Raw genomic sequence first — 16,077 nt, 5'->3', positions numbered from 1 at the left:
TTTTTATTTTATATTGTTTATTCATTTGTTTTTTCTTGTTTTTCTCGGCTAAATAAACTTTTAAATGATTGAAAGAAGCTTTGCTCTTTTGAGGCAGCAACCATTCTTTTTGTTTCTTGAATTTCTCGAATAACTTGCATAAGCTGTGCATCACGGTTACTGTCTTTGTTATAAATTTGACTAACAAGTTTATTCATTTTTTCTTCCTGTTTGGATTCTCGTTTATACATATGATTCATTAATAAGTCCATCTTTTCTTTTTGCAATGCATCTGTTTGAACGGCGTGATCGACTAACTCTTGAAGCATTTTTTCTTGAGAGCCTTCTTTTACATAAACTTGTTGCATCAATTCGTCTAGTTTCTCATCCTTTAAACGATTTTGTGTAATTAGAGTAGAATTTTGATGAATAATTGCCTCATTTAATTGAGCTAGCATTTCAAGTTTTAACATGAACTCCTCAAAGTTACGCCCATCTTCTTTTTCTTTCGTTTGTATCTCTTGCTTATCTTGTATAACTGGTACAGGTGGGGCCTCTTTTTCTTTTAAAATAATCGGTATCGTTTCTGAAATATCTTCTTGTAATGTAGCAGCTCTTTCGTGTATAGATTTCAATAATTTTAAATCATCAAGTTTATAAATACGAGCATCAGCTGTTTTGGAAATCATATAACCATGTTCCTCTAACAGTTGACTATATTTGCGAACTATATGTTTTGGGATGCCTGTTTTATTCGTGACATCTTTCGTTTTATAGGTAGCTTCCATCATATTTCCTCCCCAAAAAGTATCGTATATATCATTTCAATCTTTTATGAGGACTTCCTTTGAAAAAGAATGTCGGAAGGCTATTAGTTTTCTACAGCATTAGTGAAAAAATGAAAATTTTTGGCGGAATGGCAAGGAATAACTAAAATAATGTCTGAAAACATATACAGGAGAAGTTTGTTATAATAACGGAGGAAAAGAAACTGGTAGAAACATGGAGGTATACATGAAGCAATTAAAAGGTATTATCATTTCAATTATCGCAATTCTGTCTATTTTAGTAGCAGTTTATGAAGTACTTGTGCCAGAGGAAACAAGTGTAAAGAAAACGAATACGTATGATCAAGTGTTAGAATTTCCGAAAGAACGTTATCCAGAGACAGGAAAACATATTACGGATGCTATAAAAGAAGGGCATTCAGAAGTTTGTACAATCGATCGTGGTGGTGCTGCAGATAGAAGGAAATTGTCGTTAGCACCATATCCATCAAAAAAAGGGTATGATCGTGATGAATGGCCAATGGCGATGTGCAAGGAAGGCGGAAAAGGAGCACATATTGAATATATAAGTCCGGCGGATAACCGTGGAGCAGGCTCTTGGGTAGGGAATAAGTTAGATAAATACCCAGATGGTACGCGAGTAAAATTTGAAGTGAAGTAGTAGTTGTATATTTCATAATGAAGGAGAAGGGGAACTATGGAGTTAACGATTTCTTATTCGCAATTAATGTTGATGAACTATGACGGTGAGCAGCCTTATGTAGATTGGACTGATGAAGATTTTGAAAGAGGTTATGCTAAGGCAGATGGAACTGTTATTTTTGAAGCACTTTCTGATTATACTTGTGAAGTGAAAGTGACCCCAGGGAAACATATTGAAAAAGAAGAAGTAGTTAGAACGATTACGGTTCCTTTTACAGTTGAAAATGAAAGTATCGTTATAACGAGTATTCTTTCTAATAAATTTCAAATACCTATTCCAAATGGTGAGTATACAGTTGTATTACAAGCAATTCCTCTTGAAGAGCCAACGGATGATGAATTATATAAAATACAATATGAATTCTTTTTTGAAAGTAAAGAATAAAAAATGGGTTATCCTGAGAAAAGGATAACCCATTTTTGTTATGCGTTTGTTTTTAAAAGGGAACGAGCATCTTTCGCTGCTTGCACCATATGTTCTAAAGCTGGAATAACTTCTTCTGTTCTTCTCGTTTTTAAACCACAATCGGGATTAATCCAGAAATATTTAGGATCACATACTTCTAAAGATTGTTCTACGATTTTATACATTTCATCTTTACTCGGTACACGTGGGCTATGAATATCATATACACCTAGGCCAATGCCTTTTTCATATGTTGTATGTTTTAATGTATCAATAAATTCTCCGTGACTTCTTGATGTTTCGATAGAAATTACATCTGCATCTAATGCGCGAATCGCGTCAACAATATCTTCGAAGTTACTGTAACACATATGAGTATGAATTTGTGTTTCATTTGCTACAGAAGAAGTTGCTAAAAGGAAGGATTGTACTGCCCATGTAATATAAGCATCCCAATCTTTTTCTTTTAGTGGCATTCCTTCACGAAGTGCGGGCTCATCGACTTGGATTACTCTAATTCCAGAAGATTCAAGTAGTTCAATTTCGTGACGAAGAGCTAGTGCAATTTGATACGAAACTTCTTTTCTTGGAATATCATTTCGAACGAAAGACCAATTTAAAATTGTAACAGGTCCGGTTAACATTCCTTTTACAACTTTCTCTGTTAAGCTTTGTGCATAAACTGTTTCCTTAATAGTCATGCCGTTAATAAAGGCTACATCACCATAAATAACAGGTGGTTTTACGCAGCGGGAACCGTATGATTGTACCCAACCGTTTTTAGTGAATGAGAAACCAGCAAGGCGCTCACCAAAATATTCGACCATGTCAGTTCTTTCAAATTCACCATGTACAAGTACATCAAGCCCAATTTCTTCTTGGTAACGAATCCATTTTTCTGTCTCTTTTTCAATAAATTGTTCATATTGGTCATTTGAAATAACACCGTTACGCCATTCTTTTCGCGTTTGACGAACTTCAGTTGTTTGCGGGAAGCTACCAATAGTCGTTGTTGGTAATAGCGGTAACTCTAGAGCAACTTGTTGTAATTCGTATCGTTTTTCAAATGGAAGAGAACGTGAAAAATCTTCTTCTTTTAGTGCTGTTCGTGCTGCTTTGACATCTTCTCGGTTACGTGCAGCAGATGAACGAATTGTATGATGTACGTTTCGATATGTTTCCAGCTCATTACTAATGCTTTCTGTACCTTGAGTGAGAGCGGAATGAATAAGAACTAACTCTTCTAATTTTTGATTTGCAAATGCTAACGCATCAAACAGCTCAGTCGATAAGTGAGTTTCTTCTGTTTTATCGATTGGTGTATGCAATAAGCTACAAGAAGGCTGAACGATGATATCTTTCGTTTGGACTTGTTTTTGTAACGTTGTAAATAACTCAAGAACTTCATCAAGGTCAGCTCTCCAAATGTTACGGCCATCTATACAACCGACAGCTAAAGTTTTATCAGCTGGGAATCCATATTTTGAAATAGCATTTAGATTACCTTCTTTACCATGAATGAAATCTAATCCAATACCGGATACCGGGAATGTAATAATTTCTTCATAGTTTTCTTCTACGCTATCAAAATATGTTTGTAAAAGAAGAGTCGCATTTGGAACTTCTTTACGAATAGCTTCATAAATTTCTTTTGCTTGTTGAACTTCTTTTTTAGTTAAAGAAGCGAAAATCGGTTCATCAACTTGAATGGCTTGTGCCCCAGCTGCATGTAGTTCTGAAAGCAGTTGTACATAAGGTGCAACTAACTGTTTTAAAATGTTAGGAAATTGTTCTTGTGTATAGCCTTTAGCTAATTTTAAGAAAGTATATGGTCCTAAAATAACAGGCTTTCCATCTACTCCTAATTCTTGTTTTGCCTCTTCGTATAAGCGAAGTGGGCGATTATCTTTTAAAGAGATTTGTAATCCCTCTTCATATTCAGGAACGATATAGTGATAGTTTGTGTTAAACCATTTTGTCATTTCGGAAGCTACGTGATCTTTAGAGCCACGCGCCATTGCGAAATATACATCAAGGTAAGATGTAAACTCAGAAAAACGTGATGGAATAAATCCTAGCATATAGGCAGTATCCAAAACGTGATCATAATATGTAAAGTCGCCAATTGGAATGAGTTCAATCCCTTTTTCTTGCTGTACTTTTACGTGTTGAAGGCGAATTTCTTTCATTGTTGTTAAAAATTGTTCTTCATCGATTTTATTGGACCAAAAAGCTTCCAATGTTTTTTTCCACTCTCGTTGTAGTCCGATACGTGGATAACCTAAGTTACTTGTTTGAATTGCCATTTTAAATTCCTCCCTAATTGAAAGTAAGCATTTCCGTTTACTAGGAAATACCTATAACAAAAAGTACAAAGACATAGAAAATAAGCCTTCCTTTTTGTTTTAACACCTCATCATCATCCGTGAATCTATCAGTGTTGTTAAAACAGGCAGGTCTCCTGACTTATGCTTCATATAATTTCTTTCACCTTCCCGTTTTCACAGTGGCACCAAAAAGAAATCTCAGCATTTACAGTGGCGGGACCGTGTTGGAGTTTCACCAAGCTTCCCTTTTAAACACGAAACGAAACTTTCGTGTACCTATTTTCCTTTTGAAAGGAATTTAACAAGCGATATGATATTGAAACAAATTCTAACACAATTTTTGGAATTTTGTCTACTGTTTTGAAATAAGAAAATTCAAAAGTTTTTATTTCTTATTATTATGACTTTTCATCCTGGATTAACTAATAATATTACAGTATAAAAAGAGAAATTGAGCTATGAAAGAAGTAGGGATGCCTTCTTTCATAGCTCAATTTTCATCTATAGCAACTTCTGAAAGTCGGCCTGCTATAGCATCTTTAAGGAGGGTGTTTAGCCATTGTAACTCAACTGTAATATGCTCAATTACACTTTGCAAAATATATAGTTGTGCACGTGGAACCTTTCCTTTATTACAATCATATATCGTTTGCATAGTATGTAAATATTGAAGAGTATCGTTTTTCTTTTTTTCTAAAATAGGAACTAATTCGTGATCATTGCTAAAGTGAGCGAAAGATAAGGCCGAATAAATAGGTTTATATATTTGGTTTTTGGCTTCGAATTGTTTTAATAGTAAAGTGTGGAATAGTTTTTTGCCTTCTTCTGTTATATGAAAAATCGTTTTGTCAGGTCGATTTGTGTCTCTAATTACATTTGTAATATGAATTGCGCCTTGCTTTTCTAATTGCTCGAAGGCGTAATAAAGTGATCCTTTAGCATATTTAATATAACAATCCATTTGTCGTTCTTTCATAATATGCTGCACTTCATATGGATGTTTATCTCCTTCGAGTAGCAAGCCGAGAATGACTAATTTCATGCTCATGCTGTCTCAACTCCTGTATATAAAAACTTTATCCAGTAAGATCCCCACCCAAAAATTCAGCGGAAGCAAAGAAGTTAGGTGGGGATTAACTGCCCGTAAAAGCCCGATTGGTGAGGGCTAATAATCAGTGGGGGATGAACACCCCCCCCACTGATTAAAGTTTCACTTTATACATATTATAAACGGCATATCCTTTTTCATAAAGGAATATGCCGCTTCTTTTTTATATTAACTAACTTGCTTTTGTTTTTCTTTCTTTTTAGGGCCTGTAAAGAGGCGTTCATTTCCCATAAGTAAAATACAAATAATACTTAGTACAGCCGGGATGAGTGCCCAGAAGAATGTATTCGCAATAGATGTAGCGAGAGCTTCTTTAATACCCGCTAATATTTCAGCAGGAATTTTTGCGGTAGCGCCTGGTGATAATAAGAAACTTGTGTCTCCGCCTTTTGGAGCTAATTTTGCTAGTTCAGGGGGAAATACAGAGTTTAGTTTATCTGTAAAAATATGATTTTGAATTGTACCGAAAATCGTTACACCAAGAGTCATACCGAGTGATCGGAAGAATGAGTTTGTTGATGTCGCCGAACCACGGTCCCGCATTTCCAACTTGTGAATAGAAGACATACTTAATACTGAGAATGAGAAACCAACACCAAGCCCAGCGAGAATCATAAATAGTGTTACGAGTAAACGAGGTGTGTCCATTGTTAAAGTACTTAATAAATAAATACCAAGAACGAAGAAGAAACCAGATACCATCATAATGTTACGATAGCTTGTTCGAGACGCTAATTGTCCTCCGGTTTGACTTCCAATTACAGAACCAACCATCATTGGTGTTAAAATTAATCCAGCATTAGAGGCGGAACCTCCAAGAACGCCTTGAATGAAGATTGGAATATAAACTGTACAGATAATAAAAGCGGCACCATAGAAAAAGGCAACTCCTTGACTAGCTGCGAATAAAGGTTTTTTAAATAGATGGAACGAAATAATAGGCTCGGTTGCTTTTCGTTCTACAAAGAAGAAAATAATAAGCGTAATAACTACTGTTGTAAATAAGCCAATAATTACAGTAGAATTCCAGGCATATTCTTTACCACCAAGTTCTAATGCGAACATTAAGCAAACGATACTTATGACAAGTGTAATAGCACCAGCCCAATCAATTTTTTGTTTTCTAAATTCTAGAGACTCACTGTAGTATTTAGTAATGAAGAAAAAGGAGATAAGTCCTAATGGAATATTAATATAGAAGACCCAATGCCAACTTATATAGTCTGTAATATAAGCACCTAATAAAGGACCGAATACACTAGATGTCCCGAAAACAGCACCGAATAGTCCTGTCATCTTTCCGCGTTTTTCTGGTGGGAAGATATCGTACATAATTGTGAAGGCGATAGGCATAAGGGCACCACCACCGATACCTTGAATAGCTCTATAAATACTTAATTGCTCAATACTTGAAGCTGTTCCGCAGAGCGCAGAACCGAATAAGAAAAGAATGAGGCCACCTATATAAAAACGTTTCCGTCCGTACATATCAGAAAGTTTCCCGAAGATAGGCATCCCTGCCATTGTTGCTACCATATAAGCTGATGTGACCCAAACAAACTTATCAAATCCTCCTAGGTCTCCAACGATTGTTGCCATTGCGGTTGCAACGATTGTATTATCCATTGCGGCCATTAATATACCAAGCAGTAAACCAGCAACAACAAATTTTGTTTTGTTGGCGTCTTTTTTTAATGGTTGAGTTTCCAAATATAACCCTCCTTTAGAAATAAGTAAACTATATTAAGTTTTGAGTGCAGTGGATAAAAAATTTTAAATGTATAGTTGATTTTAATTCCTTTTCCATAAGTGCACTGATATGCCATAAAGAATATTATAGTCAAATTTGACTATAAGGCAAACTTTTTCTTCCGTCAAAATATTCTTTCGTATGAGTAGAGAACGAGTGAGCCATACTGAATATTGCTATAAAGGAAATGAAGTAAATTGTAAAAAAATTTCATAAAGAACACCTTCTGTTAATAGATGAAAAATGGTTTTTTCTTCATATTGTCGAATAGGATAAAAGGAAGAGAAATATTAAACATTGCTTGTAGCAAGCTTTAGTGATTTGGGGAATTCATTGTGTGTATGTTACATCTGAAATGAGGTGAATATATATTATGAAAATATGGGGACGAATTTCGGATACAGGAAAGTATTCAATACCGCTACAACCAGTATTGTGGATTGACGGATCGAAAAAGGAAAACGAATTTCCTCAAGTAGCCGTTACATTACAAATTGGTAGTATGTATACAGAACAGTTTTCGTATGAATTGACCTACGATGTAAACGACATACTTATTATGCGAATTGAAGTGGAAAATAAAGGGGTAGAAATGATTTCGAGAGTTGTTGTAAGTCATATGATTCGAGATTACTTTGCTTATATTCCTAATTCTTTAAAAGTTGATAAGGGGATAAGTGAGTTTTTATTCCAGCTTGTTAGATGGCGAATTGATGATTTGTTACCGAATGAGAAGGTGGAACTACGTTGTAAAATAAAAGCTAATAAAGATAAAGCTCTTAAACAAACATTCTTTCAGGCTACATATACATTTCAAGATAAAGAGATATCATATGGCCCACTGCAAACAAATGAAGTTGTTGTGCGTCAATGATAAAAAGGAACCTGTACAAAAGGTTCCTTTTTTAGTGAAGGTTGTGTTTTTTGAGTATTTTCTTTTGCTCCATTCCTTTTTTTCCTACATAGTTATTTTTGTAGCCAAAGTATAGAATAAATAAAAATGAAACAACATTAACAATAGCGTCGATTTGATCGTTTGTAATAAAGTGTATCCCGAAAGAGGTAAATAATAATTTTAATGATAATAGAAAACCAGCTAGTAAACGCATAGCATCTGATAGATTCTCTTTTTGTAGCATATAGATTACTCCTTTCTATAAAAGTTATATATTATATATATGAAATAGAGTAGAAAAGGTATACAAGCTTAAGCAGAAATGTACATTGCATATGTACATTTTTTATTTTGTAGAAAAACATTATTGATATAGAAACATATATTGGTATAAAAGGGGGAAAAGTATGAAACATAAAGGGAAAATTAGTGGATTATTGCTTGGCAATACTGTGGCAGTTACAGAATGGATTGCACTTCAGGATGTAATTGCAAAACTGGATTCACGATCATTTTATACCGTCTTTATTATTTATATATTGCAAATGATACTAAGTTATTATTTTGGACATTGGTACGATAAAAGAGCGAACGAGCGTATGGGTATGGAAGTAGGAGGAATGGCAAGCAATGATTTTGTTGTTGATTTTTTTGGGAAAGTAGCTGCTTTATCTGAAAGAGATTCTCGTAATATTACAGTGTACATTCTTTCTGTAAAAGAATGGGAAGGATTAAAAGACACGTTGCAAGAAAAAAAGTTGGGAGTGTTAGTACAAAAATTAGAGAGTACCATTGTAAAAACAATTCGGAAGGGCGATGTTGTTACAAAGTGGGATGAAAATAAGTACGTTATTGTAGCAATTGATAATGGCCATGAAACATCAACAATAACAAAACGATTAATGAAAAATATTGAAAGTGAAATAGAAGGTGATTTACTCAGTGTCACTCTTTTATTTGGAGCAGCTAGCTATCCAGTAGAAGGAAAAACGTTTGAAGAACTGTTGAGAAAGTCGCAAAATCAATTGTACCAGTATAGAAATTTGCAAGAAAATGAGTGAAGCTTTGATTTGAAGATATATGATAGGAAGATGTTTTATTTGTAACATTTTTTTGACTTTTATTACAAAAAAACGCCACGTTTGTAATAAAAGTCTTTAAAAATATATGAAATAAGCATATAATTATGATGGTAGTGTCAATGCAATTTGCACAGTGTGTTTTATTTTAAAAGTGTAGAGGAAAGCAAGCTCTACACTTTTCCTTTTTAGGAAATGAAAAGAATATTTGTAAGTTGTTGCGAGATATCGATTGTACTGTGTAAAATGAACAAAGAGATTAATTGATAGAAAGCTGGAAAGGGAATGATAGACGTGAGAGCGGAGCGATCACCTTTTATCAGGTGAACTATTATAGTCTTATTAAGACTGAGGTGAAATTCCGTGGACATTAAAGTAATACATAGTGTGAACAGGCCTTAAAAAACACGAAGTAGTATACTTAAAGATGGATATGGAATTGCTAAATAATTCAAAAAGAATAATGTAATATCAAGTAATAATTTGTACAAACAATATTAATGATCTTCGTAAAAAAGATGCGAGTGTATAGAACAATTACATATTTTATAACTTTTTTATATTACACGATGGTCGTTTATAAGTAGGAGGAAGAGATGTTGAAATATAGTAAATTAGCAATTGTAACTGCATTATCAATGATTTTATTAGCCGGTTGTTTCGGTCCGAAACCAGAAGAAGAATTATATGTAGCGTTTGAAAACGCTGCTAAACAAGAAAAAACAATGTTTGAAGATGCAAAAAAACTTGAGACTTTAGAGAAAGAAGGACAAGAATTATATAACCAGATTGTTCAAGAAGGAAAAGATAATAATCAAACTGTTAAAGAAAAACTGAATCAAGCAGTGAAAAATACAACTGAACGAGAAAAAGTGCTTGCAAAAGAAAAAGAAGTTTTAAATAAAGCGCAAGAAGAAGTGAAGTCAGCTGATAAGTATGTGAAGAAAATTGAAGATAAGAAATTGAAAGATCAAGCTGATAAAGTGAAAAGCACGTATGAGAAACGACACGATTCATTTAATAAAATGTATGACAGCTATGACAAATCTTTAAAACAAGAAAAAGAGTTATATACAATGTTACAAGATAAAGGTACTAAATTAAAAGATATTAGTGAAAAAGTAAAAGTAGTAAATCAATCTTATAAGGATATTGAGTCAGAAAAAGATAAATTTAATGAATTCACAAAGTCTTATAATACAGAAAAAGTAGCTTTTTATAAACAAGCAAATATTAAAATTAAAGAAGAGAAAAAATAAAACAGTTTGGCCTACACTTGGCCAAACTGTTTTATTTTTTTGTATAAGTACGACTATACCATGGAACAGGTTCACTTAATTTTTTTTCTTGTTTTAATGCTTCAGGACCAATATAATCTTGAATTGTTTTTTTTGCCACTGTTAAAGATAAGGTTGTTTTCGGATTTCGATAGGAGGATTCAAGATGACCAAGATGCGGTAGAATTCGAAAATCTTCTTTCGTAGGAGGGATGTGGAAAAAATAATCGCCTAAACGTATAAGGACATCAGATTGTTGTTGGCTAAAACGTGGGTTTCTAGAAAAATGTAATCCTTCTTTAATTGCTTTTTTTTCAGCAATCAAACGTTCTAAAGCTGTCTTTTTTAACCAGTATAAATATTTAGGATTAGTAGCTGCTTTAGCATGACGATTCACAACGAAAATAGATTGAGCTAGTCGATTAATAGAATGTTGGTTTTGTAATTGAGATTGTGGTTGTGAAGGTTTCATATTGAATCTCCTTTCAATTTTTCATTATTATACCATAAATAAAATAGGTATTTATTATACGCAAAAAGTGATTGTATATATTTTCAATATTAAAGCAATATTGTTACAAAAAACAACTATTTTGTATAATAGTAATAGAATATGTTTTTTAAATTTGATAATGAAAGAGTGAGAAGTTTGAAAGAAATATTAAAACAACAGTATGCCATTATAGATATTGGATCTAATACAATGCGTTTAGTTATTTATGAAAAGCAAAATGGAGGTTTTTATAAAGAGATTGAAAATACGAAAGTTGTTGCTAGGTTAAGGAATTACTTAATTGATGGTGTGTTGAATGAAGAGGGAATAGAAGTATTATTACAGACATTATTTCAATTTCAAGAAAGTACAAGATTCCATCAGTTGCATCATGTACTTTGTGTTGCAACAGCAACAATTAGACAGTCGGAGAATCAAGAGGAAATTAAAAAGCTTGTTGAAGGACAAACGGACTTTACTCTTAGAGTATTATCAGAGTATGAGGAAGCGCGTTACGGATACTTGGCGGTTATGAATTCTACATCGTTTTCAGAAGGAATAACGGTAGATATCGGCGGGGGAAGTACAGAAGTTACATACTTTAGAAATAGAGAGATTTTAGAGTACCATAGTTTTCCATTTGGGGCACTTTCTTTAAAGCAACAATTTATTAAAGGGGATATTCCTACTAAAGATGAGTTAGAGGGAATGCAACAGTATTTAGAGTTTCAATTTCGAACGTTACCATGGTTAATCAATAAGAAATTACCTCTTATTGCAATTGGTGGTAGTGCTAGGAACTTAGTGAAAATCCATCAAAATTTAATATGTTATCCTATAGCAGGATTACATTTATACAAGATGAAAGAAGAAGATATTGAAAGTGTAAAAGATGAATTGGAAAAATTGTCGTTCATAGAACTTCAGAAATTGGAAGGATTGGCAAAAGATCGAGCAGATACGATTATTCCAGCGGTTGAAGTATTTCATACACTTGTTAATGTTATAGAGGCACCGGCATTTGTATTAAGTAGAAAAGGGTTAAGAGAAGGTGTTTTCTATGAAGAGTTGACAAAAGATTTGGGGATTTCATATTATCCGAACGTAGTTGAAGAAAGTCTGCATTTACTATCACATGAATACGAAATGGACATGGAATTTGTTATTCAGCTTATTAAACATGGAAGACTAATTTGCAAACAACTTGAGGAAATAGGGCTTATTTCTATGTCAGTAAAAGACTGGGAAGTGTTCCATCAAGCAGCGAAAGTATTTAATATAGGCAAATATATAGACGAAGAAGCAAGCCGTTTACATACGTTTTATTTATTAGCGAATAAGACAATTGATGGCATGATGCATAAAGATCGAGTAAGGCTAGCGCTTATTGCATCGTATAAATCAAAAATGTTATTTAAACAACATTTATCTCCATTTGAAGGTTGGTTTGATAAAAGCGAACAAAAAAAAATACGCCTGTTAGGAGCTGTTTTACAATTTTCAGCTACTTTAAATGTAAGGCAACGATCGCTTATTGATACCATATCTATAACAGAAAACGAAGAAGGATTAACATTTAAAGCTTTATGTGAAAAATCGGCATTAGCGGAAAAAGTGCAGGCTGAAAAACAAAAAAAACAGTTAGAAAGAGTATTAAAAACGAATATTAACTTGTTATTTGAACTAAAACATTAGGTTGTACGGATGTCTTTACAAAAAATTTACACTTTATAATATTGTAATTTGCTAAAATAAAAGTAACTAAATTATAGTAAAAAAGTTTCAAGGGGAAGTGTGAAGAGAATGGAATTATTGAAGGGGAATGCAGTAAATTTAAATGATACAGCTTATTACAATAATCGAGAGTTAAGTTGGTTAGCATTTAATGAACGTGTCTTACAAGAAGCGCAAGATGCAAATAATCCACTTTTGGAAAGATTGAAATTTATTAGTATTTTTAGTTCGAATTTAGATGAATTTTTTATGGTACGTGTAGCGGGATTAAAGGATCAAGTGAGTGCTGGATTTAATCAGCCAGAAAATAAAGCTGGCTTAACACCAAAAAAGCAATTAAATAAAATTGCGATGAAAGCCCATGCACTAATGACAGTACAATATGATACATTTAAAAATTATGTATTACCAGCGCTTGAGTTAGAGGGAATTGAACGTTTAACATTCAATGATTTGACGAAAGAGCAGCGAGAATTTATAGAAGAGTATTTTGATGAGCAAATTTTTCCGGTGTTAACTCCTGTAGCTATAGATGCATATCGCCCATTTCCAATGTTATTAAACAAAAGTTTGAATTTGGCTACTCTTTTATATGATGAGAAGCAAGCGGAAGAGGAAAACAGGACGAAGTTAGGAATTGTGCAAGTTCCTTCATTACTTGAGCGCTTCATAATTTTACCGAGCGAAGGGCAAAAGCATAAATTTATTTTATTAGAAGACGTAATTAGTAGCTTTACTCATAAATTATTTACGGGATATACAGTATCATCTGTTACTCGTTTCCGTATTACACGCAATGCAGATTTAACGATTCATGAAGAAGGTGCGAGAGATTTATTAAAGGTAATTGAAAAAGAATTAAAAAAGCGTAAGTGGGGGGCTGCTGTTCGTTTAGAAGTTGGGAAAGAACACATTGATGAAAGAGTACTAGCGTTATTATATGAGGTTCTGGAAGTAAAAGATGAAGATGTATATATAATGGATGGTCCATTAGATTTAACATGTTTGTTTTCTTTATATAAAAAACTAGCTCCTTTATATGAACATCTTGTATATCCGGCTCTTATTCCGCAACCACCTCAAGATTTAGGTGATGAAGAAGATGTATTTGAAAAAGCAATTGAGCATGATATTTTATTACATCATCCTTTTGAATCATTTCAGCCGGTAGTTGATTTTGTCCGTGATGCGGCGGACGATCCGAATGTACTTGCGATTAAACAAACGTTATATCGTGTAAGTGGTGATTCACCGATTATTCAGGCGTTAAAGATAGCGGCTGAAAAGGGAAAACAAGTGACAGTATTAGTTGAATTAAAGGCAAGATTTGATGAAGAAAACAATGTTCATTGGGCTAAAGAATTGGAACAGGCAGGCTGTCATGTTATTTACGGTGTAAGTCACTTGAAAACACATAGTAAAATTACATTAGTTGTAAGAAGAAAAAACGGAAAAATCGAAAGGTTCGTACATCTCGGAACTGGAAACTATAATGATGCAACAGCGAAGTTATATACTGATTTTGGATATATTACATCAAGAAAAGACTTTGGGGTTGATGCAACCAATTTCTTTAATTATTTAAGTGGTTATACAACAAAGCCACATTTTCATCATTTATCGGTTGCTCCATTTGATATAAGAGAGCAATTTATAGATTTAATAGATGAAGAAATCCGTTATCATAGGCAATATGGAAATGGATATATTATCGCTAAGATGAATTCATTAACAGATAAACCATTAATTAAAAAAATGTACGAAGCATCACAAGCTGGAGTAAAGGTAGAGCTTATTGTTCGAGGGACATGTTGTTTAAGACCTGGCATTCCAAATGTAAGTGAAAATATTCGTGTAGTTAGTGTTGTTGGAAGATACTTAGAGCATAGCCGTATTTATTATTTCCATCATAATGGGGAGGAGAAAATATATTTATCTTCAGCTGATTTGATGACGCGAAATATGGAGAAGCGAGTGGAAATATCTTTCCCGATATTAGATATTGAAATGAAGGCACGAATTAAGGCGATTTTACAGCTTACATTAGCTGATAATGTGAAAACACGTGAACAAAATAAAGATGGTGATTACTATTATGTTATTAATAGTAGTACAGAAGAAATTGATAGCCAAGTGAAGTTGTTTAAGATGGCATATCAAAATACAGACGCTGAATAATGAAAAAAGTAAAAACCTCTTATGTCAATAAGAGGTTTTTACTTTTTTCTACTCATATGCTCCAAAAATGGAAGAATGAGTAGAAACAATAGTTTTATTATAAGCGTGTAATGAGATGGCTCGTTGAGAGAATAATATTTGAAAGAATCGTTATTTTAACTTAGTAATAGTATGGTTGCTGACATGGTCCACCGTAACAAGGATAAGGTGCTGGCGGCGGGAAAGGTGGTGGATAAGGTGGATAAAATGGTCGAGGGCCGAAAGCTAATGCTCCGCCGAGCAATCCACCAGCAATTCCAGCTAGAAAGGGAACGCCAAAAAACGGGAAGAAGCGTGAGTCGCCTACTGGACCAATAGGTGCTGAACGGACTGGAATTGGTTGATAATATGGATACATGAACATACCTCCTTTATTGGACTCACTTTTATCATATGGTAAACAAAACGTGGATGAGCGCGTACAAGAAAGGATATGTAAGAAAATAGGCGAATTATTACGAATGTTGGAGTGTGAAAATTGTGATTTCAGGTTTTGACATAAAGCGAAATGGGACACGTGTTCTTCCCAGGCCTCGATTGACATAGAGAGTTAAATCCTGAATTGTATAGAAGCCTTCAATATAGTCTTTGGCGAGTGAAGGTGTAATAATAGCTCCTAAAAAAGGAATTTGTACTTGTCCGCCGTGACTATGACCAGAAAGTTGCAAGTTGATTGGATATTTAGAAACTTGGGGCGCGATATCTGGTTCGTGAACAAGAACAATGTTATAAGTACTTTGCCGTGCATGCTCTAATGTTTTCTCTATTTTTGGTTTGCCTAATAGTATATCATCGAGACCGAAAATAGAAATTTCACTATTATCCATTAGACGAATTCTTTTTTCACTATTGAGCAATAGCTCAAATCCTGATTCACGCATGATGTGCTCATAGTATTCAGTTCCATATCCACCGTGATCATGGTTACCATAAATAGCGAATTTACCAAAGGGGGCTTGTATATTTTTTAAAATGGATGCAACGAAAGGAGTGTCAGTATACGTTTGATAATTATCAATGAGATCTCCGGTAAAAAGGACAATATCTGGATTTACAGCATTAATTTTAGAAACAACTTTAGATAAATGTTGAAGCGAGAAATAGTATCCGAGATGTAAATCGCTGAATTGAAGAATTTTCATACCATGAAAACTTTTTGGGATGAGTTGTGATTTTAATGTGTGCTGTGTAAAAGAAATGAAATGGGGCTCTATATATTTAGCATAGTAGTATCCGATGCTACTGGTTATAAATGAATAGAGACAAGTGCGCATACCAATTTTTAAAAAATTTCTTCTTGTAATGTGCTTCATAAAAATATG

The 16,077-nt window shown here is 33.7% G+C and carries 15 protein-coding genes and 1 riboswitch; of the genes, 7 read left to right on the top strand and 8 right to left on the bottom strand.

Annotated features, from left to right (window positions below):
• Positions 1-17: 17 nt before the first annotated feature.
• Complete coding sequence (locus ACXKY9_RS19440; protein ID WP_000388472.1) at positions 18-767, bottom strand: DUF3967 domain-containing protein; 750 nt, start codon at positions 765-767, stop codon at positions 18-20.
• Positions 768-993: 226 nt separating this feature from the next.
• Between ACXKY9_RS19440 and nucA the strand changes: the two genes are divergently transcribed.
• Together nucA and comJ are read left to right on the top strand one after the other, a co-directional pair.
• A complete protein-coding gene (gene nucA, locus ACXKY9_RS19435; RefSeq protein WP_000811494.1) occupies positions 994-1,428 on the top strand; it encodes a DNA-entry nuclease in 435 nt (144 codons plus the stop codon).
• A 36-nt stretch (positions 1,429-1,464) separates the two neighbouring features.
• Positions 1,465-1,854 (top strand): competence protein ComJ, encoded by a 390-nt coding sequence (gene comJ, locus ACXKY9_RS19430; RefSeq protein ID WP_000424030.1) that lies wholly within the window; start codon positions 1,465-1,467, stop codon positions 1,852-1,854.
• Positions 1,855-1,892: 38 nt separating this feature from the next.
• Here comJ and metE read toward each other — a convergent pair whose 3' ends face one another.
• From metE to ACXKY9_RS19415, 3 genes are all read right to left on the bottom strand, one after another.
• Complete coding sequence (gene metE / locus ACXKY9_RS19425; protein WP_001007605.1) at positions 1,893-4,181, bottom strand: 5-methyltetrahydropteroyltriglutamate--homocysteine S-methyltransferase; 2,289 nt, start codon at positions 4,179-4,181, stop codon at positions 1,893-1,895.
• Between the two features lie 128 nt (positions 4,182-4,309).
• Positions 4,310-4,497, bottom strand: a riboswitch (cobalamin riboswitch).
• Between the two features lie 195 nt (positions 4,498-4,692).
• On the bottom strand, positions 4,693-5,250 hold the full coding sequence (locus ACXKY9_RS19420) for a PadR family transcriptional regulator (RefSeq protein WP_000062063.1): 558 nt from the start codon (positions 5,248-5,250) through the stop codon (positions 4,693-4,695).
• Between the two features lie 228 nt (positions 5,251-5,478).
• Entirely contained in the window at positions 5,479-7,020 is a 1,542-nt protein-coding gene (locus ACXKY9_RS19415) for an MDR family MFS transporter (protein ID WP_000449900.1), read from the bottom strand.
• Positions 7,021-7,433: 413 nt separating this feature from the next.
• On the opposite strand from ACXKY9_RS19415, the gene ACXKY9_RS19410 reads away from it, so the two are divergent.
• Complete coding sequence (locus tag ACXKY9_RS19410) at positions 7,434-7,934, top strand: hypothetical protein (protein ID WP_000708120.1); 501 nt, start codon at positions 7,434-7,436, stop codon at positions 7,932-7,934.
• A gap of 31 nt (positions 7,935-7,965) precedes the next feature.
• On the opposite strand, the gene ACXKY9_RS19405 is transcribed toward ACXKY9_RS19410, so the two are convergent.
• Positions 7,966-8,199: an SPP1 phage holin family protein gene (locus ACXKY9_RS19405; protein ID WP_000939448.1), complete on the bottom strand. Its 234-nt coding sequence runs from the start codon at positions 8,197-8,199 to the stop codon at positions 7,966-7,968.
• Positions 8,200-8,362: 163 nt separating this feature from the next.
• Between ACXKY9_RS19405 and ACXKY9_RS19400 the strand changes: the two genes are divergently transcribed.
• Both ACXKY9_RS19400 and ACXKY9_RS19395 read left to right on the top strand, forming a co-directional pair.
• Positions 8,363-9,016 (top strand): diguanylate cyclase domain-containing protein, encoded by a 654-nt coding sequence (locus tag ACXKY9_RS19400; RefSeq protein ID WP_000680811.1) that lies wholly within the window; start codon positions 8,363-8,365, stop codon positions 9,014-9,016.
• A 614-nt stretch (positions 9,017-9,630) separates the two neighbouring features.
• Positions 9,631-10,293, top strand: coding sequence for a YkyA family protein (locus ACXKY9_RS19395; RefSeq protein ID WP_000922482.1), 663 nt, complete (start codon positions 9,631-9,633; stop codon positions 10,291-10,293).
• A 31-nt stretch (positions 10,294-10,324) separates the two neighbouring features.
• Here the strand turns inward: ACXKY9_RS19395 and ACXKY9_RS19390 are convergent, their stop codons facing one another.
• A complete protein-coding gene (locus tag ACXKY9_RS19390; RefSeq protein WP_000804862.1) occupies positions 10,325-10,783 on the bottom strand; it encodes a YkyB family protein in 459 nt (152 codons plus the stop codon).
• A 141-nt stretch (positions 10,784-10,924) separates the two neighbouring features.
• On the opposite strand from ACXKY9_RS19390, the gene ACXKY9_RS19385 reads away from it, so the two are divergent.
• Together ACXKY9_RS19385 and ACXKY9_RS19380 are read left to right on the top strand one after the other, a co-directional pair.
• Positions 10,925-12,499, top strand: coding sequence for a Ppx/GppA family phosphatase (locus ACXKY9_RS19385; protein WP_003285197.1), 1,575 nt, complete (start codon positions 10,925-10,927; stop codon positions 12,497-12,499).
• A gap of 108 nt (positions 12,500-12,607) precedes the next feature.
• Positions 12,608-14,716: a polyphosphate kinase gene (locus ACXKY9_RS19380; protein WP_000421682.1), complete on the top strand. Its 2,109-nt coding sequence runs from the start codon at positions 12,608-12,610 to the stop codon at positions 14,714-14,716.
• A 160-nt stretch (positions 14,717-14,876) separates the two neighbouring features.
• On the opposite strand, the gene ACXKY9_RS19375 is transcribed toward ACXKY9_RS19380, so the two are convergent.
• Both ACXKY9_RS19375 and ACXKY9_RS19370 read right to left on the bottom strand, forming a co-directional pair.
• Positions 14,877-15,113: a hypothetical protein gene (locus ACXKY9_RS19375; protein WP_000283738.1), complete on the bottom strand. Its 237-nt coding sequence runs from the start codon at positions 15,111-15,113 to the stop codon at positions 14,877-14,879.
• 97 nt (positions 15,114-15,210) lie between these two features.
• Positions 15,211-16,068 (bottom strand): metallophosphoesterase, encoded by an 858-nt coding sequence (locus ACXKY9_RS19370; RefSeq protein WP_021727656.1) that lies wholly within the window; start codon positions 16,066-16,068, stop codon positions 15,211-15,213.
• Positions 16,069-16,077 lie beyond the last annotated feature (9 nt).

It is taken from the genome of Bacillus sp. 2175 (assembly GCF_057812155.1).
The sequence above is the reverse complement of the archived record's forward strand: the minus strand, read 5'-3'. Positions and strand labels throughout refer to the sequence as shown.